At 39.0% G+C, this 25014-nt stretch carries 23 protein-coding genes and 1 other RNA gene; 21 read left to right on the forward strand and 3 right to left on the reverse strand.

Annotated features, from left to right (window positions below):
* Positions 1-105 precede the first annotated feature (105 nt).
* The 6 genes from mecA to sufU all read left to right on the forward strand — a co-directional run bounded on the left by mecA (position 106) and on the right by sufU (position 5866).
* Positions 106-861: an adaptor protein MecA gene (mecA, locus tag SCSC_RS01845; RefSeq protein WP_003070299.1), complete on the forward strand. Its 756-nt coding sequence runs from the start codon at positions 106-108 to the stop codon at positions 859-861.
* Positions 852-2018 carry a glycosyltransferase family 4 protein gene (locus SCSC_RS01850; protein ID WP_022524656.1) on the forward strand — a complete coding sequence of 389 codons (1167 nt, stop codon included), beginning with the start codon at positions 852-854 and terminating at the stop codon, positions 2016-2018. The genes mecA and SCSC_RS01850 overlap by 10 nt, the downstream gene beginning before the upstream one ends.
* Positions 2019-2110: 92 nt before the next feature.
* The gene (sufC, locus tag SCSC_RS01855; protein WP_006270068.1) at positions 2111-2881 is read left to right on the forward strand and encodes a Fe-S cluster assembly ATPase SufC; all 771 of its coding nucleotides are present in this window, start codon (positions 2111-2113) and stop codon (positions 2879-2881) included.
* Positions 2882-2920: 39 nt separating this feature from the next.
* The gene (sufD, locus tag SCSC_RS01860) at positions 2921-4189 is read left to right on the forward strand and encodes a Fe-S cluster assembly protein SufD (protein WP_003070294.1); all 1269 of its coding nucleotides are present in this window, start codon (positions 2921-2923) and stop codon (positions 4187-4189) included.
* Between the two features lie 8 nt (positions 4190-4197).
* Positions 4198-5430: a cysteine desulfurase gene (locus SCSC_RS01865; RefSeq protein ID WP_003070293.1), complete on the forward strand. Its 1233-nt coding sequence runs from the start codon at positions 4198-4200 to the stop codon at positions 5428-5430.
* Positions 5417-5866 carry a Fe-S cluster assembly sulfur transfer protein SufU gene (sufU, locus tag SCSC_RS01870; RefSeq protein WP_006270080.1) on the forward strand — a complete coding sequence of 150 codons (450 nt, stop codon included), beginning with the start codon at positions 5417-5419 and terminating at the stop codon, positions 5864-5866. Before SCSC_RS01865 ends, sufU begins: the two co-directional genes overlap by 14 nt.
* Positions 5867-5955: 89 nt before the next feature.
* Here the strand turns inward: sufU and pbp3 are convergent, their stop codons facing one another.
* The gene (pbp3, locus tag SCSC_RS01875; RefSeq protein WP_022524654.1) at positions 5956-7197 is read right to left on the reverse strand and encodes a D-alanyl-D-alanine carboxypeptidase PBP3; all 1242 of its coding nucleotides are present in this window, start codon (positions 7195-7197) and stop codon (positions 5956-5958) included.
* Positions 7198-7349: 152 nt separating this feature from the next.
* On the opposite strand from pbp3, the gene SCSC_RS01880 reads away from it, so the two are divergent.
* The 9 genes from SCSC_RS01880 to pepC all read left to right on the forward strand — a co-directional run bounded on the left by SCSC_RS01880 (position 7350) and on the right by pepC (position 17279).
* Positions 7350-8693, forward strand: a complete 1344-nt coding sequence (locus SCSC_RS01880) for a DEAD/DEAH box helicase (protein WP_006270075.1) — start codon at positions 7350-7352, stop codon at positions 8691-8693.
* Positions 8694-8855: 162 nt separating this feature from the next.
* Positions 8856-9662 (forward strand): amino acid ABC transporter permease, encoded by an 807-nt coding sequence (locus tag SCSC_RS01885; RefSeq protein WP_100207688.1) that lies wholly within the window; start codon positions 8856-8858, stop codon positions 9660-9662.
* Positions 9662-10405, forward strand: a complete 744-nt coding sequence (locus SCSC_RS01890) for an amino acid ABC transporter ATP-binding protein (protein WP_006270082.1) — start codon at positions 9662-9664, stop codon at positions 10403-10405. The genes SCSC_RS01885 and SCSC_RS01890 overlap by 1 nt, the downstream gene beginning before the upstream one ends.
* 89 nt (positions 10406-10494) lie before the next feature.
* Positions 10495-10719: a DUF4059 family protein gene (locus SCSC_RS01895; protein ID WP_006270072.1), complete on the forward strand. Its 225-nt coding sequence runs from the start codon at positions 10495-10497 to the stop codon at positions 10717-10719.
* Between the two features lie 62 nt (positions 10720-10781).
* Positions 10782-11693: a thioredoxin-disulfide reductase gene (gene trxB, locus SCSC_RS01900; RefSeq protein ID WP_006270074.1), complete on the forward strand. Its 912-nt coding sequence runs from the start codon at positions 10782-10784 to the stop codon at positions 11691-11693.
* 172 nt (positions 11694-11865) lie between these two features.
* Complete coding sequence (locus SCSC_RS01905; RefSeq protein WP_006270063.1) at positions 11866-13242, forward strand: amino acid permease; 1377 nt, start codon at positions 11866-11868, stop codon at positions 13240-13242.
* A 270-nt stretch (positions 13243-13512) separates the two neighbouring features.
* Complete coding sequence (locus SCSC_RS01910) at positions 13513-14973, forward strand: nicotinate phosphoribosyltransferase (protein ID WP_006270056.1); 1461 nt, start codon at positions 13513-13515, stop codon at positions 14971-14973.
* Positions 14970-15794: an NAD(+) synthase gene (nadE, locus tag SCSC_RS01915; RefSeq protein WP_006270070.1), complete on the forward strand. Its 825-nt coding sequence runs from the start codon at positions 14970-14972 to the stop codon at positions 15792-15794. The genes SCSC_RS01910 and nadE overlap by 4 nt, the downstream gene beginning before the upstream one ends.
* 147 nt (positions 15795-15941) lie before the next feature.
* Positions 15942-17279, forward strand: a complete 1338-nt coding sequence (gene pepC, locus SCSC_RS01920) for an aminopeptidase C (RefSeq protein WP_006270060.1) — start codon at positions 15942-15944, stop codon at positions 17277-17279.
* 189 nt (positions 17280-17468) lie between these two features.
* On the opposite strand, the gene pbp1a is transcribed toward pepC, so the two are convergent.
* Together pbp1a and recU are read right to left on the reverse strand one after the other, a co-directional pair.
* Positions 17469-19649 (reverse strand): penicillin-binding protein PBP1A, encoded by a 2181-nt coding sequence (gene pbp1a, locus SCSC_RS01925; RefSeq protein ID WP_003070267.1) that lies wholly within the window; start codon positions 19647-19649, stop codon positions 17469-17471.
* Positions 19642-20244 carry a Holliday junction resolvase RecU gene (recU, locus tag SCSC_RS01930; protein ID WP_003070265.1) on the reverse strand — a complete coding sequence of 201 codons (603 nt, stop codon included), beginning with the start codon at positions 20242-20244 and terminating at the stop codon, positions 19642-19644. Before recU ends, pbp1a begins: the two co-directional genes overlap by 8 nt.
* A 69-nt stretch (positions 20245-20313) precedes the next feature.
* Here recU and SCSC_RS01935 point away from each other — a divergent pair, with 69 nt between their 5' ends.
* The 6 genes from SCSC_RS01935 (at position 20314) to ahpC (ending at position 25008) form a co-directional block, all read left to right on the forward strand.
* Positions 20314-20841, forward strand: a complete 528-nt coding sequence (locus tag SCSC_RS01935; RefSeq protein WP_006270047.1) for an SLOG family protein — start codon at positions 20314-20316, stop codon at positions 20839-20841.
* A 69-nt stretch (positions 20842-20910) separates the two neighbouring features.
* Entirely contained in the window at positions 20911-21252 is a 342-nt protein-coding gene (gene gpsB, locus SCSC_RS01940; RefSeq protein ID WP_003070262.1) for a cell division regulator GpsB, read from the forward strand.
* Positions 21253-21265: 13 nt separating this feature from the next.
* An RNA gene (rnpB, locus tag SCSC_RS01945) (RNase P RNA component class B) lies at positions 21266-21630 on the forward strand.
* A gap of 55 nt (positions 21631-21685) precedes the next feature.
* Positions 21686-22840, forward strand: a complete 1155-nt coding sequence (locus tag SCSC_RS01950) for a THUMP domain-containing class I SAM-dependent RNA methyltransferase (RefSeq protein ID WP_006270067.1) — start codon at positions 21686-21688, stop codon at positions 22838-22840.
* 12 nt (positions 22841-22852) lie between these two features.
* The gene (locus SCSC_RS01955; protein ID WP_006270054.1) at positions 22853-24337 is read left to right on the forward strand and encodes a cell division site-positioning protein MapZ family protein; all 1485 of its coding nucleotides are present in this window, start codon (positions 22853-22855) and stop codon (positions 24335-24337) included.
* A gap of 104 nt (positions 24338-24441) precedes the next feature.
* On the forward strand, positions 24442-25008 hold the full coding sequence (gene ahpC, locus SCSC_RS01960; RefSeq protein ID WP_003070257.1) for an alkyl hydroperoxide reductase subunit C: 567 nt from the start codon (positions 24442-24444) through the stop codon (positions 25006-25008).
* The last annotated feature ends 6 nt before the right edge of the window (positions 25009-25014 follow it).

The following is a 25014-nucleotide window of genomic DNA, read 5'->3' on the forward strand; positions in this document are numbered from 1 at the left end:
TTTTTGTTGAGTTTTTTATTGGTAAAAGAAAATGAGGTTGTCTATTTTTTGTAAAAAGCCCGAAATTTTAGTATAATGAAAAGACTAGAAGTATGAGGTAATGCGATGGAAATGAAGCAAATTAGTGATACAACGATTAAGATCACAATAAAATTAGAAGATTTAGAAGAACGTGGAATGGAGATGGCAGATTTTCTCGTTCCGCAAGAAAAGACAGAAGAGTTTTTCTATGCAATTTTAGATGAGTTGGAAATGCCCGAGAGTTTTTTGGATAGCGGTATGCTCAGTTTTCGTGTAACTCCTAAACCAGACCGACTGGATGTTTTTGTCACCAAGTCTAAGATTGATAAGAATCTGAACTTTGATGATTTGGCAGATTTACCAGATGTAGAAGAGCTGTCTCAAATGTCTCCAGATGAATTTTTAAAGACATTAGAAAAAAATATTTTTGAGAAAAGCAAAGACGATATTGAAGCTGTTCGGTCTTTGGAAACGGCAGAAGCAGAAAATAATATGAGCACTTCTGACATAGAAGATCAAGAAGAAAACAGTGACGACCTTACTCAAAAATATATCTATTATATCTTGAAATTTTCCAGCTTGAAAGAAGCGATTGTCTTTTCTAAAACAGTAGACTATGCTGTTAACACTTCGGAGTTGTACAAAATGGATGGTTACTATTATTTAACAATCTTGGTTGATATTGAAGGACATCCTAAGCGTTATCCAGCTTGGCTTTTGGCTTCTATGCGTGAACATGCGGAAGACACAGATGTGACAAGAGCTGTTTTGCAAGAGCATGGTTATTTATTGCTTGTCAACGAGGCGGTTGCCAGTCTTCAAAAGGTTAAATGCTCATGATTCCTTTCCCTTTAAAATTCATTTTGGTGTTGCTTGGAACCTTTTTTATTGGTGTGATTCTCACACCTTTAGTGCGTCTATTGGCATTTAAGATAGGCGCGGTTGATTATCCAAATGCTCGAAGAATCAACAAAAAACCAATGCCAAGCAGCGGAGGTTTAGCGATTGTCATTTCTTTCTCGGTTGCTACACTTGTTTTTATGCCGATGATTGTGCAAGCGACCTTTCATGGAAAGGGTTATTTTGATTATATTTGGCCGGTTGTCTCAGGCGGCGGTATCATTGCTTTAACAGGGCTTATTGATGATGTGAAAGAGTTGAAGCCTTTAGCAAAGATGTCAGGAATTGTGTTGGCTGCCAGTTTGATTTGGTTATTGACTGATTTCCGTTTGAATCATTTTAAAATTCCTTTTGGCGGACCGCTATTGCACTTTGCCCCTTGGTTATCTTTTATTTTGACGGTTATCTGGATTATTTCGATTACCAATGCCGTCAATTTGATTGACGGGTTAGACGGATTAGTGAGTGGTGTATCGATTATTTCGCTGGTGACAATGGGAATCGTTTCTTATTTTTTCTTGCCGGATCACAATGTGTTTTTAACCTTAACTATTTTTGTTCTGGTCATGTCTATCGCGGGATTTTTTCCTTACAATTATCACCCAGCTATTATTTATCTGGGTGATACGGGAGCACTGTTTATCGGTTTTATGATTGCTGTTTTGTCACTGCAAGGCTTGAAAAATGCGACAGCCGTCGCGGTGATTACTCCGATGATTATTCTGGGTGTGCCGATTACAGACACATTTTTAGCGATTGTGCGTAGAACTTTATCTGGTCAAAAATTTTATACGCCAGATAAGCGTCACCTTCATCATCGCCTGCTCTCTTTGGGCTTGACTCATCGTGGGACAGTCTTGGTTATTTATGGCATTTCGATGATTTTTGCCATGATTTCTCTTTTGCTAAATGTTTCAAGTCGAATTGGTGGTGTACTATTAGTGATTAGTCTGCTCTTTGGAGTGGAACTTTTATCGGAACTTATCGGTGTTTTGGGTCAAAATCGGACACCACTCCTTAATGTTCTTCGGTTCATTGGAAATTCTGCTTATCGAGAAGAAATTCGTACAAAATTCAGAAATAGAAGAAAGAAATAGAATCTTAAATTAAAACAAAATAAAAGCCTTTTTGGCTTTTTTTTGCTATACTTATAAGGTATATTATGGTTACAAAGAAAGGAAAATTTACCATGTCTGTCTTAGAAATCAAGGATCTCCACGTAGAAGTCGAAGGAAAGGAAATTTTAAAAGGAGTTAATCTGACTCTTAAAACAGGAGAAGTAGCCGCCATTATGGGCCCAAATGGGACAGGTAAATCAACTCTATCAGCCGCCATTATGGGAAATCCAAATTACGAGGTAACTGAAGGGGAGGTTCTGCTCGATGGTGTCAATGTTTTAGAACTGGATGTGGACGAACGAGCTCGTATGGGGCTTTTTCTTGCTATGCAGTACCCAAGTGAAATTCCAGGTATTACCAATGCAGAATTTTTGCGTGCAGCTATGAATGCAGGTAAAGAAGACGACGAAAAAATCTCTGTTCGTGATTTTATCATGAAATTGGACGAAAAGATGGAATTGCTGAATATGAAAGAGGAAATGGCCGAGCGTTATCTGAATGAAGGCTTTTCTGGTGGTGAAAAGAAACGCAATGAAATCTTGCAATTGTTGATGCTAGAGCCAACTTTTGCGCTACTGGATGAAATTGACTCTGGATTAGATATTGATGCGCTGAAAGTGGTATCTAAAGGTGTTAATGCCATGCGTGGTGAAAATTTTGGAGCTATGATTATTACGCACTATCAACGCTTGTTGAATTACATTACGCCTGATGTGGTGCATGTTATGATGGATGGGCGAATAGTGGCCTCAGGTGGCCCAGACTTAGCTGTTCGTTTAGAGCAGGAAGGCTATGCCAAATTAGCTGAAGAACTTGGTTTTGATTACCAAGAAGAAGTTTAGTTACCCCTTCTTTTTGCTTGAAAAAGATAGGAGAATGAAATGACAAAAGAAACCATTAAACATTTTTCACAAATGCATGCGGAGCCTGAGTGGTTGGTGAATCTTCGTCAAGCTGCTTTTGATAAAATAGAAGAGTTGAAGTTACCGATTATTGAGCGCGTGAAATTTCACCGCTGGAACTTGGGAGACGGCACGCTTTCAGAAAGTGAATCTCTTGCAAATGTACCTGATTTTACAGAACTGGATAATCATTTGAAATTAGTTCAGATTGGAACGCAGACTGTTTTAGAGCAATTGCCGGCTGACTTGGCGGAGCAGGGTGTCATCTTCACAGACTTTTATTCTGCTCTTGAGGAAATTCCAGAAATCATTGAGAAACATTTTATGTCTGCTGTTAAATATGACGAAGATAAGCTAGCAGCTTACCATACAGCTTATTTCAATAGTGGAGCGGTGCTATATATTCCGGATAATGTTGAAATCAATCAGCCCATTGAAGGCATTTTTTACCAAGATAGTGAAAGTGATGTGCCATTTAACAAGCATATTCTGATTATCGCAGGAAAACATTCTAAAGTGACTTATTTAGAACGGTTGGAAACTTATGGTTCTAGCAGTGTTTCTGCGACAGCAAATATCACGGTGGAAGTCATTGCCCAAACAGGAGCGCAGATTAAGTTTTCAGCTATTGATCGACTAGGAGAAAATGTGACCGCTTATATTAGTCGTCGGGGCAAGTTGGACGATGATTCTATGATTGATTGGGCGATTGGAGTCATGAATGAAGGGAATGTGATTGCTGATTTTGACAGTGATTTGTTTGGGCGCGGAAGTCATGCAGATATGAAAGTGGTGGCTCTCTCTCGTGGTAAGCAGATTCAGGGGATTGACAGTCGCGTCACCAATTACGGCTGCAATTCGATCGGCAATATCCTCCAACATGGAGTGATTTTGGAAAAGGGAACGTTGACTTTTAACGGAATTGGTCACATTATCAAGGGAGCCAAGGGAGCAGATGCGCAACAGGAAAGTCGAGTGCTCATGTTGTCTGACAAAGCACGTTCAGATGCTAATCCTATTCTTTTGATTGATGAAAATGATGTGACAGCAGGGCATGCGGCGTCTATCGGTCAGGTAGATCCAGAAGATATGTACTATCTTATGAGTCGAGGGCTAGATCAGGCAACGGCAGAACGGTTAGTCGTGCGTGGTTTCTTAGGTTCTGTTATCGTTGAAGTTCCGGTCAAAGAAGTCCGTGTTGAGATGATTGAAACTATTGATGAAATTTTAGCTAAAAATAAAAGATAGGAAAAGAAATGTCTAAACTTGATGTTGAAGTCCTTTGGAAAGATTTTCCGATTTTGGATCAGATCGTCAATGATGAGCCACTGGTTTATTTGGATAATGCAGCAACGACTCAAAAGCCAAGGCAGGTTTTAGGAGCAATTACGGATTATTACGAAAAAGATAATGCCAACGTTCATCGTGGTGTTCATACGCTGGCTGAACAGGCAACGGCAGCTTATGAAGCTGCGCGGGAACGAGTACGCTCTTTTATCCATGCTGCTTCAACGAAAGAAGTTCTCTTTACGAGAGGTGCGACGACTGGGCTCAATTGGGTGGCGCACTATGCTGAAAGTGTGTTGCAGCCAGGAGATGAAGTGCTGATTTCTGTTATGGAACACCATTCTAACATCATTCCTTGGCAAGAAGCCTGTCAGAAAACAGGTGCCAGATTGGTTTATGCTTATTTGAAAGACGGTATGTTAGACCTTGCTGACTTTCAGTCAAAATTGACTGAAAAGACGCGGTTTGTTGCCTTGGCTCACGTTTCTAATGTATTAGGTGTGGTGAATCCTATAAAAGAAATAGCAGGGCTAGTGCATCAGATAGATGCTCTTTTGGTAGTGGACGGAGCCCAATCTGTACCTCACATGGAGATTGATGTTCAAGACTTGGATGTTGATTTCTTTGCTTTTTCAGGTCACAAGATGCTAGGTCCGACGGGTATCGGTGTGCTTTATGGAAAAGAGAAACTCTTGAATCAAATGCCTCCGGTAGAATTTGGCGGGGAAATGATTGATTTTGTTTATGAGCAGAAAGCAACATGGAAAGAGCTCCCTTGGAAGTTTGAGGCGGGCACACCCAATATAGCTGGAGCTATTGGTTTAGCTGCCGCTATTGATTATCTGGATAAGATCGGAATGGAAACTGTTCATCAATATGAGCAAGAATTACTGGCTTATGTCTTTCCCAAATTACAAGCTGTTGAGGGTCTCACCATTTATGGTTCGGAGGATTTGGCTCAGCGGTCAGGTGTTATTTCTTTTAATCTAGCTGGTCTTCACCCCCATGATGTAGCAACAGCTCTGGATTATGAAGGCGTGGCTGTACGAGCCGGACATCACTGCGCTCAACCCTTGTTGAGTTACCTAGGAGTGGTAGCGACTGTTCGAGCTAGCTTTTATATGTATAATACCAAAGCAGACTGTGATAAGCTCGTTGAAGCTTTGCAGAAAACAAAGGAGTTTTTCGATGGCACTTTCTAAACTAAATAGCCTTTATAAGGCAGTTGTGACGGATCATTCAGCTCACCCTCATCATCAAGGTCGTTTGGAAGGAGTGGAGCAAGTGAATCTCAATAATCCTACCTGCGGAGATGTCATCAGTCTGTCGGTTCAGTTTGATGAGCAGGGAGTGATTGAGGATATTGCATTTGTGAATTCTGGTTGCAGTATTTCTACAGCATCAGCTAGTATGATGACTGATGTAGTCCTAGGGAAGACGAAGTATGAAGCACTAAAGTTGGCAGAGATTTTCTCTCAAATGGTTCAAGGGAAAGAAGATAAGCAGCAAGCGGAATTGGGAGATGCAGCTTTTTTGGCTGGTGTTGCTAAATTTCCTCAGCGTATTAAATGCTCAACCTTAGGCTGGAATGCTCTTAAAAAGGCAATTGAAGAAGCTGAAAAGTCTGAAAAAGATTAATAATTGAGGTTAAATAAAAAATGCACCGCACCCCAAAAGTTAGATTTTTTCTGTCTAACTTTTGGGGTGCGGTGCATTATCGCGATTTTTTATAATTTTTCATTGACATATTGGACAAATTCATTCCACCAAGATTTGAGGAAGAAGGGGCGTTCTATTCTTTCTGCTGAAAGCATGGAAATAGTCGGTGGTTTCTTGTCAAGATAGCCTTTTCCAATCAAATCATTGTCTGTATAGGTCAATTTTCCAACAACGACACCCTTTTTTAAAGGCGTAGGATAACCTTTTTTATCGGTTGTAAAGTGGACAGTAGGTTTTTTATGATTGTATCTCCGCACAATAGTGAGTTTCTTACTTGCAACGGCAGTGACTTCATCTTTTTGACCGTTGATAATGCGAGCAGAACTTTTATCATAGGCTTCACCTTTTTTTACAAGAGTTTGGACAGTAAATTGCTGATAAATATAAGACATAAACCTAGAAGTAGCTGTGAAACGGGCGTTTTCATCTTTATCTGCATGATCGACATTGAGAAGGACTGTAATCAAACGCATGCCTCTCTGCTGGATTGTTCCGACAAAGGAAGTTCCTCCTTTATCAGAAGAACTAGTTTTTAGACCATCCACTCCAGCTCGAAAAGCCGGCATATCTTTAAGCATATGATTGGATGATGTAAGCGTCATACCTGCAAAGTTAGATGTAGCTTTTTTGGTAATTTCTAAAACTTCTGGGTAATCAAGAATTAAACGACGAGCAACAATTGCAATATCATAAGCACTCAATTTATTTTCATCATCTTTGTTTGAACCAGGATAAATATGTTCTTCTCCTAAAACAGAATTTTTAAGTCCAGAAGCATTGACAATAGTGGCATTTTTGATTCCCCATTGTTGTAATTTAGCTTTCATTAAATCCACAAATTTTTTCTCACTACCTGCGACCTTCTCAGCCAAAGCAATCGCTGGGCTATTGGCACTGGCTATTAAGGAAGTTTCTAATAGTTCTTCGATAGTGTACCGTCTTGCTTCCAACGGAACGTTACTGGCATCTGGATTAACGGTTAGTTGATAAGGATAGTCAGAAATATCCACTGGGGTTTGTAGAGTGAACTTTCCTTGATGAATGGCTTCATAGACCAAATAAGCTGTTAGCAATTTAGTAATAGAAGCAACTTCAACTGGCTGATCAGCATCTTTTTCATACAAGATTTTTCCAGTTGTGGCATCAACCGCAATAGCGTGCTTGGCGCCTACGTCAAAATTATCGGCCCAGACAGTAGGAGTTAAGATAAGTAAGAGAGTTGTTACAAGAGTAATAATAAATTTTTTCATGGTAATCCCTTTTTGTGAACTTAACATTATTGTATCATAAAAAGAGAGAGCTTCATAGAAAAGGGCGGGAAATGACAAAAGAAATGATTCGTTTTTATTTTTAAAGTAAGTTCTGGTATAATAGGTAGGACAAGTAACGAATAGAGGAAAACATGAAATTTACAGAATTTAAGTTTAAAGATTATATTCAAGAGGCATTAATAGATTTGAACTTTGTCGAGGCGACAGAAGTACAGGAAAAATTGATTCCAATCGTACTTGCGGGTCGAGATCTAGTTGGAGAGTCCAAAACAGGTTCAGGGAAAACCCACACTTTTTTATTACCGATTTTTCAAAAGATGAATGAGGATGCAGATAATGTTCAGGCTGTCATTACAGCTCCCAGTCGTGAATTAGCCACGCAGATTTATCAAGCTGCACGCCAAATTGCTACTTTCTCTGATAAGGAAATTCGAGTGGCTCATTATGTTGGTGGGACTGATAAAAATCGTCAGATTGGGAAATTGGCTTTCAGTCAGCCGCATATCGTTATTGGAACACCGGGACGTATCTATGATTTGGTGAAATCAGGTGATTTGGCTATTCATAAGGCGAATACCTTTGTAGTAGATGAAGCAGATATGACCTTGGATATGGGCTTTTTAGAAACAGTGGATAAGATTGCGTCCAGTTTGCCAAAAGAATTGCAATTTTTAGTCTTTTCAGCAACGATTCCACAAAAATTACAGCCATTTTTAAAAAAATATCTATCAAACCCTGTCATAGAGCAGATCAAAACCAAAACAGTCATCTCTGATACGATTGAAAACTGGCTGATTTCGACTAAAGGTCAGGATAAAAATGCGCAAATTTACCGAATCACTCAGCTTTTGCAGCCTTATCTAGCCATGATTTTTGTTAATACTAAAACACGAGCTGATGAGCTGCACAGTTATTTGACAGCGCAAGGACTTAAGGTCGCTAAAATTCACGGAGACGTTCCTCCGCGAGAGCGCAAACGGATTATGAATCAAGTGAAAAATCTGGAATTTGAATATATTGTGGCGACCGATCTAGCAGCAAGAGGGATTGATATTGAAGGGGTCAGTCATGTTATCAATGATGCAATTCCGCAAGATTTGTCTTTCTTTATCCACCGAGTTGGTCGGACAGGACGAAATGGGCTGCCAGGCACTGCCATTACCCTATATCAGCCAAGTGATGATTCAGATATTCGCGAGTTAGAGAAATTGGGAATTCAGTTCATTCCTAAGATGATAAAAGCTGATGAGTTTCAGGATACTTATGATCGAGATCGTCGTTCTAATCGTGAAAAACGCCAAGAAAAATTGGATACAGAGATGATTGGTTTGGTTAAAAAGAAGAAGAAAAAAATCAAACCGGGCTATAAAAAGAAAATTCAATGGGCTGTCAATGAAAAACGCCGAAAAACCAGGTGTGCTGAAAATCGAGCACGCGGTCGTGCAGAAAGAAAAGCGAAACGTCAGAGCTTTTAGTCTTAAAATTTCTTTATCACTCTCATAAATAAAAACAATTATTTTTTATAAAACGAATGTGATAGACTAGTCTTGCTAGTCTATTTTTATCGTAGTAAATAATTGGTGAATTTATAAAATTGTGATAGAATTAGACATTATTGAGAAAGAGAAGTTACAATGATGGTTACAACAGTGATTTTAGCGTCTAATTGGTATCAAGAATTGATTCAGAAAATTCCAGACGAGCAGCTTTTTAGCTGGCGATCTGTGTTTGACGGACTGCCAAGAATTATCGAAAAATTACCGACAACTTTGCTATTGACTTTTGGAGGAGCTTTTTTTGGCTTGATTTTGGCTCTCATTTTTGCGATTGTCAAAATCAATCGTGTGAAGATTTTGTATCCTCTTCAAGCCTTTTTCGTTAGCTTTCTGCGCGGGACGCCTGTGCTTGTTCAGCTCATGTTAACGTATTATGGGATTCCTTTGCTTCTGAAAGCAATCAACTTGCGATTCGGTACGGGTCTAAATATAAATGCTATTCCAGCTTATCTATTTGCAATTGTAGCTTTTGCCTTTAATGAAGCAGCTTATGCCAGCGAAACTATTCGAGCAGCGATTTTATCAGTGGATTATGGAGAGATCGAAGCGGCTCGTAGTTTGGGCATGACAAATAGGCAAGTTTATCGTCGTATCATTATCCCAAATGCAGCAGTCGTTGCTACACCGACACTAATTAATTCTCTGATTGGTCTGACCAAAGGTACTTCTCTGGCTTTCAGTGCTGGAGTTGTGGAAATTTTTGCTCAAGCGCAGATTTTGGGCGGTGCAGATTACCGCTACTTCGAGCGCTTTATCTCGGTAGCTTTTGTCTATTGGGGCGTGAATATTGTGATTGAACTATTTGGGCGGTTTATCGAAAAGAAAATGGTTATTGAAGTGCCTGATAATCTCAATCCACAAATACGAACGAAAGGAGATGTTCGTTAATGATTCGTATTTCAAATCTCAGCAAATCCTTTTCTGGACAAATGGTTTTAAATAATCTTAGCTTAGAGATTCAAAAAGGTGAAGTAGTTGCTTTGATTGGCTCATCTGGTGCAGGGAAATCTACTTTCTTACGCAGTTTGAATTATTTAGAGCAACCAGATAGCGGAACGATTACAATTGATGATTTTACAGTTGATTTTTCCAAGATTAGCAAAGAAGAAATTCTAACTTTGCGGCGAAAGTTGGCGATGGTATTTCAACAGTTTAACCTTTTTAATCGTCGGACAGCTTTGGATAATGTCAAAGAAGGTTTGTTGGTTGTAAAAAAATTCTCAGACCGAGAAGCAACGAATCTTGCCAAAGAAGAACTGGCAAAAGTTAGTCTGTCGGATCGTGAAAATCACTATCCACATCATCTGTCAGGTGGACAAAAACAACGGGTCGCTTTGGCACGAGCTTTAGCGATGAAACCAGATGTGTTACTATTGGATGAGCCAACATCTGCCCTGGATCCTGAACTAGTAGGAGAAGTTGAAAAATCTATTGCAGATGCAGCCAAGGCTGGTCAGACCATGATTCTAGTTAGTCATGATATGTCCTTTGTCTCTCAAGTGGCAGACAAGGTACTCTTTTTGGATAAAGGACACATCATTGAAATGGGAACTCCCGAAGAAATAATGAACCATCCTAAAGAAGAACGCACAAAAGAATTTTTTGCCAGTTACAAACGGACATATATTTGATATAATAAAAAAGAAGCCCAGTTCTTGCTAGCTGGGTTTATTTCAAGCATTTTATGTTAAGTAAAAGTTAATTTGATGGGGAGAATGACATGTTATTTCGAGTTTTTATACTTTATTTAGAGAGTTTACTGATTACAGCGCTACTGGTAGGGAGTTTTTTAGGATTATGGATTGGTCTTCGCGCTGTCCGGCGTGTTGATAAAACGGTCAGAGATCGACGAGCTCATCTGTATGACATGTTGCTAATCGCAGTGATGACAATTCCGATTTTATCTTTTGCTATGATGGGGATTTTACTTGTCTTAAAAGCATAATTCTTGAAAAAAAGCTCTACTAACGTTAGAATAACAGTGATTACAATAAAGGAAGTGACGATATGTACGATACAATTATTATTGGATCAGGACCAGCGGGAATGACAGCAGCTTTATATGCTGCTAGAAGTAACCTCAAAGTTGCTCTTTTGGAGAGAGGCATTCCAGGCGGGCAAATGAATAATACCTCAGATATTGAAAATTATCCTGGATATGCTAATATTAGTGGTCCAAAACTAGCAGAAAAAATGTTTGAACCGCTCGAAAAATTGGGAGTAGAGCATTTGTTTGGCTATGTTAAAAAGATTGAAGATCATGGAAATGTGAAAAAAGTATTCACAGAAGATGAAGTTTTTGAAACAAAGACTGTTATCATTGCTTCGGGAGCTTTCCACCGCCATCTTGGCGTATTAGGAGAAGAAGAGCTCAACAGTCGTGGTGTTTCCTACTGTGCAGTTTGTGATGGTGCCTTTTTCCGTGATGAAGATTTGTTGGTAGTCGGTGGAGGCGACTCTGCAGTGGAAGAAGCTGTATTTTTGACTCGTTTTGCAAAAACGGTGACGATTATTCATCGGCGCGATGAACTCCGTGCACAAAAAGTGCTTCAAGATCGTGCATTTGCCAATGAAAAAATCCGCTTTATTTGGGGTTCAGTTGTGAAGGAAATCAAAGGAGACAAGCGTGTTAGCAGCGTTATAGTAGAAAATGTCAAAACAGGTGAAATATCTGAACATGAATTTGGCGGTGTCTTCATCTATGTTGGATTAGAGCCAGTCAGTGAGTTTGTCAAAGATTTAGGCATTACCAATGAAGCTGGCTGGATTGTGACTGACAATCATATGAAAACGGCTATTTCTGGCATCTATGCCATTGGTGATGTTCGAGAAAAGAACCTTCGTCAAGTAACGACAGCTGTTGGTGACGGAGCAATCGCAGGACAAGAAGTTTATAAATATATTACAGAGAATTTTTAAGACTGGGTTCATATCCAGTCTTTTCTGATTAGCAAAAACACATCAATGCACTGATGGAGTGATAATAAGAGTGCTTCTTTGGACTTGTTCAATTCTCCTGCCTTCATAAATGACTAGTGAAATTGTCAGAATTGTGGTACAATAGAAAAGTTCACGTAAAAAGGAGACTTGTATGAGTGATAAACATTCTGAAAAAAATCAAAACAAGATGGAACGTGGTTTGCAAAATCGCCATGTGCAAATTATAGCTATCGCTGGGACTATTGGGACGGGTCTCTTTTTGGGAGCTGGACGTTCGATTAGTCTGACAGGACCGTCTGTTATCCTCATTTATATGTTGACAGGTGTCTTTATGTATTTGATGATGAGGGCGATTGGAGAAATGCTGTACTATGATCCAGACCAGCATACATTTATCAATTTCATCACAAAATATCTTGGTAATGGTTGGGGTTATTTTTCTGGCTGGTCGTATTGGATCTCCCTCATTTTTATTGGTATGGCAGAAATCACGGCAGTTGCGCAATATGTCCAATTTTGGTTCCCAACTTGGCCTGCTTGGTTGATTCAAATTGTCTTCCTTGCTATTTTGAGCATGGTCAATCTGATTGCGGTACGAGTCTTTGGCGAGGTTGAATTTTGGTTTGCCATGGTTAAGATTGTAGCGATTATTGCTTTGATTGTGACAGCTATTTTTATGGTGTTGACAGGCTTTAAAACCCCAAATGGTGTAGCCAGTTTAAGTAATATCAGTCAAAATTTCCAACTTTTCCCCAATGGCTTTATGAGTTTTGTCATGGGCTTTCAAATGGTTTTCTTTGCTTATCAGGCGATTGAATTTATTGGAATTACGACTTCAGAAACAGCCAATCCTCGTCAAGTATTGCCTAAAGCAATAAAGGAAATTCCTTTACGAATTGTCTTGTTCTATGGTGGCTCACTTTTGGCAATTATGGCGATCATCCCGTGGAGAGATTTAGCAACAACAGACTCTCCTTTTGTTATCGTATTTAAGTTAGCAGGGCTTAAATGGGCGGCAGCTTTAATTAATTTTGTGGTACTGACCTCAGCCGCTTCGGCCTTGAACTCTACTTTGTATTCAACAGGACGTCATTTGTATCAAATTGCTCATGACTCGCCAAACCGCTTTCTGAATGGAATTGGTGCTGGCAAATTATCCAGACAGAACGTTCCGAAAAATGCTATTTTGACATCGGCGGTAGTGATTGCATTGGCTGCTTTTATTAAGGTTTTACCGGGAGTGTCCGATTCCTTTGTTTTGATTACAGCCTCTTCATCAGGTGTTTACATTGCTATCTACGCCCTCACTATGATTGCTCACTTGAAATACAGAAAATCAAAAGAATTTATGGCAGATGGTTATCTAATGCCAGCTTACAAATTTCTCAACCCACTCACCTTACTCTTCTTTGCTTTTGTATTTGTCACGCTCTTTTTACAAAAGTCAACTGTTGTGGGTGCTATCGGATCAGCCATCTGGATAGTTGGATTTGGAATGTACAGCCAATGGAAGTTTAAATCAAAATAAATATGTCATAAAGCTAAGAAAAATGATACGATGTTTTCAAGTTGTTTCAAGACTTTCTTAGCTTTTTATATTGGTAATGAGATTGTCAACAGGGAGAAGTTTCTGATGAAAAAAGTAATGGATAAACATTCTAATATATAATCAAACGCAATCTTATAATCACTAAAAGTTAAAAATAATTGTTTTTGCCATTCAAAGATTGACAAGATTTCCGCTTGCTCTTTTTATTTGTGGTATAATAAGTGAAAATATATCTTACAAGGAGTCATTATGTACCCAGATGATAGTTTAACTTTGCATACAGATTTGTACCAAGTCAACATGATGCAAGTTTATTTTAGAAAAAATATTCACAATAAACGAGCAGTTTTTGAAGTATACTTCCGCAAAGAGCCTTTTCACAGTGGTTATTCTGTTTTTGCAGGCTTGGAACGGATGATCCATTATTTAAATCATTTGACATTTTCAGAAAGTGATATTGCCTATCTTCGTTCTCTTGGCTATGATGAAGAATTTCTAGCTTATCTAGCCAATTTAAAATTGGAATTAACAGTACGCTCTGCACAAGAGGGCGACTTGGTCTTTGCCAATGAGCCAATTGTTCAAGTAGAAGGCCCACTTGCCCAATGCCAACTGGTGGAGACAGCGTTATTAAATATTGTCAACTATCAAACTTTGGTAGCGACAAAAGCAGCCCGGATTCGCTCAGTCATTGAAGATGAGCCTTTAATGGAGTTTGGTACCCGCCGAGCACAAGAAATGGATGCAGCTATTTGGGGGACTCGTGCGGCAGTTATTGGTGGAGCAAATGGAACCAGTAATGTGCGTGCTGGAAAACTTTTTGATATTCCAGTCTTGGGAACGCATGCTCATGCGCTCGTTCAAGTCTATGGTAATGATTATGAAGCTTTCAAAGCATATGCTGAAACGCACCATGACTGTGTTTTCTTAGTGGATACCTATGATACGTTTCGTCTGGGGGTGCCAGCAGCTATTCGTGTGGCACGTGAAATGGGAGACAAAATCAATTTCCTCGGTGTACGGATTGACTCAGGTGACTTGGCTTATATTTCTAAAAAAGTCCGGCAGCAACTGGATGAAGCTGGATTCCCAAATGCGAAAATCTATGCATCAAACGACTTGGATGAAAATACAATCCTCAACTTGAAAATGCAGAAAGCCAAAATTGACGTTTGGGGCGTAGGAACGAAGCTCATCACTGCTTACGACCAGCCAGCACTGGGAGCAGTTTACAAGATTGTGGCTATTGAAGATGAAAATGGCAATTTGCGCAATACGATCAAGCTCTCTAATAATGTGGAAAAAGTATCAACACCAGGTAAAAAACAAGTTTGGCGCATTACTAGCCGTGCAAAAGGGAAATCAGAAGGAGATTACATCACTTATGACGGTGTAGATGTCAATGCGATAACAGCATTAGAAATGTTCCATCCGACTTACACCTACATTAATAAAACTGTGACAAATTTTGATGCAGTACCTCTGTTGGTAGACATTTTTAAACAAGGTCAACTTGTGTACCAATTGCCAAGCTTAACAGAAATCCAAACATATGCTCGCAAAGAGTTTGATAAGCTGTGGGATGAATACAAACGGGTTCTCAATCCACAAGATTATCCTGTGGATTTGGCACGTGATGTATGGCAAGATAAGGTGGATTTGATTGATCAAATGCGCAAAAAAGCAAGCCAAATGGGAGAAACAAAATGACCTTACAGGAAACGATTATCCAGCAATTAGGTGTGAAACCTGTCATTGATCCACAAGAAGAAATCCGTAAGTCTATTGATTTTTTAAAGACTTATCTAAAAAAACATCCGTTTTTGAAAAGCTATGTTTTGGGAATCTCAGGTGGACAAGATTCAACCTTAGCAGGACGTTTAGCACAATTGGCCATAGAAGAAATGCGAGCTGAGACTGGCGATAATAACTATCAATTTATCGCAGTGCGTTTACCATATGGAGTGCAGGCTGACGAAGCTGATGCCCAAAGAGCGCTCGCTTTTATCCAACCAGATGTCAGCCTTGTAGTAAATATCAAGGAATCCGCAGATGCGATGACAGCTACTGTGGGAGCAACTGGTGCTAAGGTTTCAGACTTCAATAAAGGCAATATCAAAGCGAGGAGCCGTATGATTGCGCAGTATGCTTTAGCTGGTTCCTATAATGGGGCGGTTATTGGAACGGATCATGCTGCAGAAAATGTGACAGCTTTCTTTACGAAATTTGGTGATGGTGGTGCAGACATTCTACCACTTTATCGTCTCAATAAACGTCAAGGGAAACAGCTATTGGCTGCCTTGGGTGCGGACCCCATTCTCTATGAGAAAGTGCCGACAGCAGACCTAGAAGAAGAAAAACCAGGGATTGCAGACGAGGTTGCTCTCGGTGTTACTTACAATGAAATTGATGATTATCTGGAAGGCAAAACTGTATCAGAAGAAGCACAGGCGACTATTGAATCTTGGTGGAAAAAAGGTGAGCACAAACGTCATTTGCCAATTACCATCTTCGATAATTTTTGGAAATAAGCAGAAGAATTGTTCTAACTTACGTTTTTTAAATCCGTAGGTTATTAAAATCAGATGTAGAACGAAAAAGTTAGGCACACCTAACTTTTTATTTGAAGAATTTTAAAAATAAGCTATAATAGTGTGTAGAATTAGAAGGAGGTATCTATGAATTCATTAGATCAACAATTTACAGATAAATTATATGCTAATTATGAAGCAAATGTAAAATATGCTGCAATTGAAAATGCAGTCAGTCACAATGGCTTATTAACTTCACTGGAAAAACGCAATAGCGCTGCTGAAAACAATCCTGTATTTTCAATTGATTTGACCAAAGATAAGGTCAGCAATCAAAAAGCTTCTGGTCGCTGCTGGATGTTTGCAGCACTCAATACATTTCGCCACAAAATGATTGCGGGCTTTCAATTAGAAGAATTTGAATTGTCACAAGCCCATACATTCTTCTGGGATAAATATGAAAAATCGAACTGGTTCTTGGAGCAAGTATTAGCAACTGCAGACCAAGAATTAACCAGTCGCAAGGTCAAATTCTTACTTGATACACCTCAACAAGACGGTGGTCAATGGGATATGGTTGTGGCACTTTTTGAAAAATATGGTGTGGTGCCAAAATCTGTTTATCCAGAATCTATTTCATCAAGTAACAGTCGTGAGCTTAATCAATATCTCAACAAATTACTCCGCCAGGATGCACAAATTTTACGTGACTTGGTTACTAGCGGAGCTGATGCAGCAGCTGCTCAAGAAAAGAAAGAAGAACTTTTGCAAGAAATTTTTAATTTCTTGGCAATGACCCTTGGACTCCCTCCTCGTACTTTTGATTTTGCTTATCGTGATAAAGACAATAACTTCCATGGCGAAAGTGGATTGACACCACAAGCATTTTACAAGAAATATGTGGATATTAAGCTAGATGACTATGTATCCATCATCAATGCCCCAACAGCTGACAAACCTTATGGTAAATCTTACACTGTCGAGATGTTAGGAAATGTCGTAGGAGCACGTGATGTCCGCTATTTGAATGTCGATATGAATCGTTTGAAAGAACTGGCCATTGCTCAAATGCAAGCAGGAGAAACGGTTTGGTTTGGTTCTGATGTGGGTCAATCTAGCAATCGCAAGGCTGGTGTGATGGTGAATGATATGTATGATTTTACTTCCAGCATGGATATTGAATTGATACAAGACAAAGCAGGGCGCTTGGATTACAGTGAAAGTCTCATGACTCATGCTATGGTCTTGACAGGTGTTGACTTGGACGAAAATGGCAAATCGACAAAATGGAAAGTGGAAAATTCTTGGGGTGATAAAGTTGGGAACAAAGGCTATTTTGTTGCTAGCGATGACTGGATGGACGAATACACTTATCAAATCGTTGTCCGCAAAGAATTTTTAACAACTGAAGAACTAGCAGCCTATGAAGCAGAGCCAAAAGTGCTTTCTCCGTGGGATCCAATGGGAGCTCTGGCTAGCAAATAAGAATAAAAAGAAGTAGGATAAATTTTTAAGTTTGCTTTAAAAGACTCTGTAAGAGAATGAAATAGAAAAACACGAGCAATCAAGACCAGTAAGCAACCGGATTTGAATTGTTCGTGTTTTTTAATTTTTACAAAACTCTGATTTAAAGATGTTATCTTCTAAACTGCTTGGCTTTCAGAAACTTCTTCGTTATTGATTTCGTGAAGGAGGAGTTTCCGAATTTCTACTGTTATTAGGAGAATTTGTAGACGTGGAAGCACTGGGTTCCGTACTTGATGAGGAACTGCTTGATGAAGAACTACTTGATGACTCTTGAGTAGAGCTTTCTTGACTATTTGAAGATGTAGACGATTCTTCTAAGCTAGAACTTGAAGTAGAATTATAATAATTTTGTTGATATCTATTAGTTGCATTGGCTAAAAAGACATAACTTCCGCTACGATAGAGACCGCTAGGCATCTCCCAGTCTTCTGTCCCACTTTCAGACAAGTAAGACATCATAGCACGGTAAACATCTGTTGCAACTTTCACACCGTCATCCAGAACAGGAGTGAGACGATTGGTGTAACCTGTCCACACTGCCATTGAATATTTCTGTGTATAACCAACAAATAGTTCATCTGGAGTCACAACACTTGAACCACCATAAGGTTTTGTTAGTTTCGCCAATTCATCATCAGAATAATTGGAAGTCCCTGTCTTACCGGCTTGGTAGACACCTGATATAGCTGCGTTGGTTCCTGTACCTGAAGTGAGAACTGTTTTCAGCATATTTGTCATCATGTACGCAGTTGTTTCTTTCATTGCGGTTGTGCCTTGATTAGCGAAGTTTTTTGAAGTTCCGTCACTAAAGACAACACGGCTGACGTATTGAGGTTTATAATAAGTTCCTCCATTTGCAAAAGCAGCATAGGCAGCAGCCATTTTTTCACTGCTGGCACCATATTTCTTATCTGATTTTGTGGTATTACTTGAAATGGCATTTGCATAGACCATATCTGGATAATCAATGCCAAGTCCATTAAGGAATTTCTTTGATTTGCTGAGACCAACAGCTTCTAATGTTTTGACAGCTGGGACGTTCCGAGATTCCTGAAGTGCATACTGAATGGTGATGTTTCCGAAATACCGCATATCCCAGTTGTAAACCGGAGTAGTTGTTCCAGGATAATGATAAGGGGTATCGCTAATATAAGCAGCTGTCGAAGTGTAAATTCCGTTTTCAATGGCTGGAGCATAATCGGTGATTGGTTTCATGGTTGAACCCCAGTCACGATTGGTTTCAACGGCTTGATTGGTACCAAAAGAAACATTTGAAGTTTGATTTCGAGCTCCTAGTTGAGCAATCACCTTGCCATTTGTAACATCCATAATCGTAGAAGCTACTTGCAGTTCATTATCTGGATAGGCAACATATTCATTGCTATTATAAATGTTCCAAAGGCGTTCTTGAACAGCTCTATTGACGTTAGTATAGACTTCCATTCCTGTCGTCAGCAAGTTATAGCCAGTTTCTTGCTGAACTTGCTCAATTACTTGTTTTAAGTAATTGTCCATGTAAGCCGGATAAGAAGCAGAATTTTTTAAGCTTTGCAGACCATCGGTAATAGGGGTGTTGACTGCCTTTTCGTATTGCTCAGCAGAGATGTATTTGAGTTTATACATTTCTGATAAGACAAGATTCCGACGATTTTTAGCAGCCTCTGGTTGTGTATAGGGATCGTATTGATTTGGTGCTTGAGGCATCCCTGCCAATAAAGCAGTTTGAGCCAAGCTCAAATCTTTCAAATCTTTGCCGTAATAACTTTTAGCAGCTGTTTGCATACCGTAGTTACCATTTGACATATAGACCTTGTTTACATAATAAGTAATGATTTCTTGCTTAGTGGCTTTGCGCTCCAGCTGGACTGCTAACCAGGCTTCTTGGATTTTACGTGATAGCGTTTGATCGGCAGTTGAGGTAGAGAAATAAGTCAATTTAATCAACTGTTGTGTCAGAGTGGAGCCGCCTTGCCGATTTCCTTTGCGCAAGTTATTTAAAAAAGCACCTAAAATACGAACAGAATCCACACCACGATGGTTGAAGAAACGGTGATCTTCAATTGCAACGATAGCTTGAACTAAACCAGTTGGAATATTACTTGTTGCTGCGTTTACTCTTTTTTCAGAGCCTAAGTCCGCAATAAGATTGTTTTCACTATCATAGATTTTACTGGAAGTTGTAGCAACTAGTTTCTTTTCTGACAAGGCGGGCGCCTTGTGAACTTGATAGAGAAAGATTCCTCCGCCAGCAACAACTCCTAGAAGAAATAATGAGATGAGACCGATAGCAGCATATTTAGCAGCTGTCAGTAAAGATTGCTTATTCATTTATTTTACCACCTAGTAAGTTTTGTTGAATGATTTCAAGATACGGAATGCTAGGAAGTCCATTCTGTGAAATAGAATATCCATGTTGTTGAATGTAATCAAGTGGCATGGATTTTGTCCCTTTGTCAATCTTGAAGAAGTTAATCAGATAAGGAGCAGGAAGCAAATACGTCAGTTTTAAGGCTGAAAAGTGTAATAAAACGAAACAAATTCCTCCTTGTTTGACGACTTGTTCCATGTGTTCAATTTGATGCGCATGAAAATTTTTCATAGGCATAGAAGCCTTTTGACGAGTTTCTTTTGCTTCAAAATCTATGTAACGCCCCTGGTAGACACCAGAATAGTCTGTTGTAGAGGCTTGTCGAAAGTAGGCTTCTACAATTTTTGCCCGACTACGCCTAGGATAATCTACTTTTACGATTTGAATAGGTGTCGGTTTTTTGTGAATGACCGCCAACCCATGACTAAGATAATAATCATTTGTTTCATTGATCATTTTTTCAAAAGACATTCCTCGATTGGCAAAATCAACTGATTTCTTTTTAGGAAATTTCAATGAGTTGCGCGAGGAAACTTTATGTGGATAGTTGACCATATATCTCCTTATTGGTACAATAACATCACTCTATTATAACATAAAAAAGGAAATAAAGGGATAATTTAAGTGGTTAGTATATTAGTAGTGGGCTATCGAAATTTTGATCTGGGAATTTTTGATGAAAAAGATCCTCGAATCAAGATTATTAAAAAAGTGATTCAACGTAATTTGACTCGATTATTGGAACAAGGAGTGGAATGGCTGATTTTCACTGGAAATTTAGGCTTTGAAGTTTGGGTACTAGAAGTTGCAAAAGAATTACAGCAAAACTACGATTTTCAAATGGCAACAATTTTCACTTTTGAGAATCAGGGGGAAAATTGGAATGAAGTCAATCAAGAAAAATTAAACCATTTCAAACAGGTCGACTTTGTAAAATATGCTTATCCGCATTATGAAAACCCGAGTCAATTTCGTGACTACAACCATTTTCTACTCAACAATACAGATGGTGCCTATATTTTTTACGATGAAGAAAATGAGACGAATTTGAAATATCTTTATCAAATGATGAAAAGTCAAGAACAATATTTTATCAAAAAATTAACATTTGATGACTTGAACGAAGTCGCAGAAAATTTTTCCGAAAATTAGATGTTTAATCTTGATTTTTGCGGTTCATTTTTTATATAATTAAAGTAATGAACGAGAATGGAGAGAGAAATGGCAAGTATTATTTACACACCGAAAGATATTTTTGATCAAGATTTTAAAGTTGGCGTCCGAGGTTATAGTAAAGTAGAAGTAGATGAATTTTTAGACGATGTCATTAAAGATTACGAAACGTATGCTGCTTTGGTAAAGGAACTTCGTGAAGAAAATACTCGTTTAAAGGCTGAACTCGCTAAAAAGTCAGCTGAGTCGGCAACTTCACCTTTAACACAGTCTATCATGGAAACTCCTCAAACAGCTTCTGCTACGTTGACAAATTTTGATATTTTAAAGCGTTTAAATCGTTTGGAAAAAGAAGTATTTGGCAAGCAAATCTTAAATAACGAAATTTAATAAGTAATGTGCAATTTTTGGATAATCGCGTGAAGAGTCGTCTTTTCATGAGGAAAGTCCATGCTAGCACGGGCTGTGATGCCCGTAGTGTTTGTGCTAGGTGAAACAATAAGCCTAGGGACGAGAAATCGTTACGGCGGACGAAACAGCTACGTCTCTGGATATGCTGGAATAGTCCTGAAAGTGCCACAGTGACGTAGTTTTTGCGGAAACGCAAAAAGTGGAACGCGGTAAACCCCTCAAGCTAGCAACCCAAACTTTGGTCGGGGCACGGAATGCGTGGAAACGAACACAGCATTCTGACTGGAAACAGTAGACAGATGATTATCGAAGGAAATGATACCTAGTTATTTCTGGAACAAAACATGGCTTATAGAAAGTTGCATATAGGTTTAGCTAGCGTATTATGCTAGCTTTTATTTTGAGAGGGTAAATGAAAACAAAATTTAAGTTGATTGCGACTGCTGCGGCTGGTTTAGAGGCTGTAGTTGGTCGTGAAATCAGAAATCTTGGCTTAGAATGTCAAGTGGAAAATGGACGTGTTCGATTTGAAGGAACTGTCGAGACCATTATTGAAACCAATCTCTGGTTGCGTGCAGCAGACCGTATTAAAATTGTTGTTGGCAACTTTCCAGCTAAGACTTTTGAGGAATTATTTCAGGGGATTTTTGCTTTAGATTGGGAAAACTACCTGCCACTTGGGGCAAAATTTCCAATTGCTAAGGCAAAATGTGTCAAATCAAAACTCCACAATGAACCAAGTGTGCAAGCTATTTCTAAAAAAGCAGTAGTCAAAAAGTTGCAAAAGCACTATGCTCGACCAGAGGGTGTCCCCCTAATGGAAAATGGAGCTGAGTTTAAAATTGAAGTTTCTATCTTGAAAGATGTAGCGACTGTTTTGATTGACACGACAGGCTCTAGCCTTTTTAAACGTGGCTATCGGACTGAAAAAGGTGGCGCGCCCATTAAAGAAAATATGGCGGCTGCAATTTTACTCTTATCCAATTGGTATCCAGATAAACCTCTGATTGATCCGACTTGTGGTTCAGGAACTTTTTGTATTGAAGCAGCTATGATTGGCATGAATATGGCGCCGGGGCTTCATCGCCATTTTGCATTTGAAGAATGGAATTGGGTTGACTCAGACTTGGTTGGGTGTGTTCGCGCTAGATCTTTAGGGCAGATTAAGCAAGATATTCAGTTGGATATTTTAGGAACTGATATTGATGCGCGGATGGTAGAGATTGCCAAGCGAAATGCTGAAGAAGCAGGTGTTTCTGAGCAGATTGTTTTTAAGCAAATGCGTTTGCAAGATTTGCACACCAACAAGATAAATGGTGTCATTATTTCCAATCCACCCTATGGAGAGCGATTGTTGAATGATGATGCTGTGACCAAACTTTATCAAGAAATGGGACAGACTTTTGCACTACTAAAGACGTGGAGTAAATTTATCTTAACTAGTGATGAAACATTTGAAACAAAATTTGGTAGTCAAGCCGATAAAAAACGTAAACTCTATAACGGGACTTTAAAAGTAGATTTATATCAATATTTTGGCCAGAGAGTCAAGCGCCGGATAGATTAGAAAGGATTTGCCGTGAGTAAAGACGAAAAATATTTGTCAGAACAAGAAGAATCAATTCTTGATTTTGAAACAGCTAAAGAAATGACAATTGGTCAGGCTGCTCGAAAAAGCGAAGAGCTTGAAGCAGGGGTGACGGAAGAGGATAATGTGCTGGATAAATACATTAAACAACACCGTCAAGAAATTGAAGCTGGAAAATTTTCGGCTCAATCTGCAGAGAAAGCGTCTGAAGTAGAGGGACAGGAACAACTGAGTCAGTTAGATTTGGCAGAATTTATCCGAGAGATGCACGAGGGTGTTCAAGAGGAAGAAGTCTTAGAAGCTGCGGATGTAGCGTCTGAGGAGTCTGCCTTTGATGAAACGGTAGCTGCACTTGCAGCCAGCGAAGCAGAGCCGCAGGAAACTTTGGAAAAAAACAGCACACAGATTTCGGAGGAATCAGAGGCTGAGACGAAAGTAATGGAAGCAATTCAGCCTGAAATGGATAACATTCCTGTGAGCTCAACTGAGACAATGGAAAGTTATTCAACTTTTACAGTATCTGATGAAGAAATGGAAACAGGGAACGTTCCATTTTATAAAAATAAGAAAGTCCTGTATTCTGCAGCAAGTGTAGCTTTACTGGCTTTAATCGGTGGGACTGTTTATCTGTCTTTGAATAGAAAGCAAGCAAAACCAGTTACAAATTCAACAAGCCAAACAAGTAAATCTTCTACTACTTCTAGCTCTGAAAATAAGGATTTGAAGGCTTTCAACAGTCTTTATGATTCATTCTTTACGGATGCAAATAAATTAGCTTTGAAAAATAGTAGTTTTGGCAATGTAGATAAATTGAAAGCAGCATTAGAAAAGTTAAAGAATACAAAGGAATACAATGTTGCTAAGGGAAAATACGACAGCTTGCTCAAACAAGTTGAAGCTGTAAAAACTGTGAATGCACAGTTTACTTCAGTAGCCATTACAGATGGTATTTTAGATACTAAAGCAAAAATTAAAAATGATGCTAAATTTACAGATATTACAACAGGAAATACAGATTTGGATAAAGTCTTGAAAGCTGCTATCAGTCTAGGAAAGAGCCAGCAATCAGCGATTTCTGCTCCTAAATCTGAGACCGCCACTACACCGTCTCAAAGTCCGGCACAAACTCAAACGCCGAAAACTGAGGCACCAGCAGCTACTCCAGCCACACCAGCTTCTGGTCCAACTTTACAGCGACATTTAAGTCGAGTCCCGTACGACCAAGCAAAAATCAATGATACTAGTAATCCTTCTTGGAATTTCAATCCTGGTGTGTTAGAGAAAATCTTAGCAACCTCACGGGAACGTGGATATTTCACGGGAGATGATTATATTCTTGAACGTGTGAATATTATCAATGAAAATGGTTATTACAATCTATTTAGAACAGACGGAACGTATCTCTTTAGTATCAACTGTAAAACTGGCTATTTTGTAGGAAATGGCGCGGGTTATGCAGATGCTTTAGATTATTAGGAAACGTTTTCAAGCAAATTATTAGACTCTAAAAACCTTATACGCTATAATAAAACGTATAAGGTTTTTATTTTATAATTAAACTATTTTTGGAGGTAATCCTTATGTCACTTATTGGTAAAGAAATTGTCGAGTTTACAGCAGATGCTTATCATGCTGGAAATGGGAAGTTTATCACAGTTTCTAGCGAAGATTTAAAAGGTCATTGGAGCGTTGTTTGCTTCTATCCTGCTGATTTTTCATTTGTTTGCCCGACTGAGTTGGAAGATTTGCAAGAGCAGTATGCAGCTCTTAAAAAGTTAGGTGTAGAAGTATATTCTGTTTCAACAGATACCCATTTTACACACAAAGCTTGGCATGATCATTCAGATGCCATCGGAAAACTTGAATACATCATGATTGGCGATCCATCTCATACCATTTCACTTGGTTTTGATGTGTTAGATGAAAGTGGATTGTCTCAACGTGGTACTTTTATCATTGACCCAGATGGAGTTGTACAAGCACTTGAAATCAATGCAGACGGTATTGGGCGTGATGCTTCTGTCTTGATTGACAAAATCCATGCTGCACAATATGTTCGGAGTCATCCAGGTGAAGTTTGCCCGGCTAAATGGAAAGAAGGAATTGAAACACTTACACCAAGTCTTGATTTAGTTGGTAAAATTTAAGGAGGC

Source organism: Streptococcus constellatus subsp. constellatus, from assembly GCF_023167545.1.
Classification (GTDB): domain Bacteria; phylum Bacillota; class Bacilli; order Lactobacillales; family Streptococcaceae; genus Streptococcus; species Streptococcus constellatus.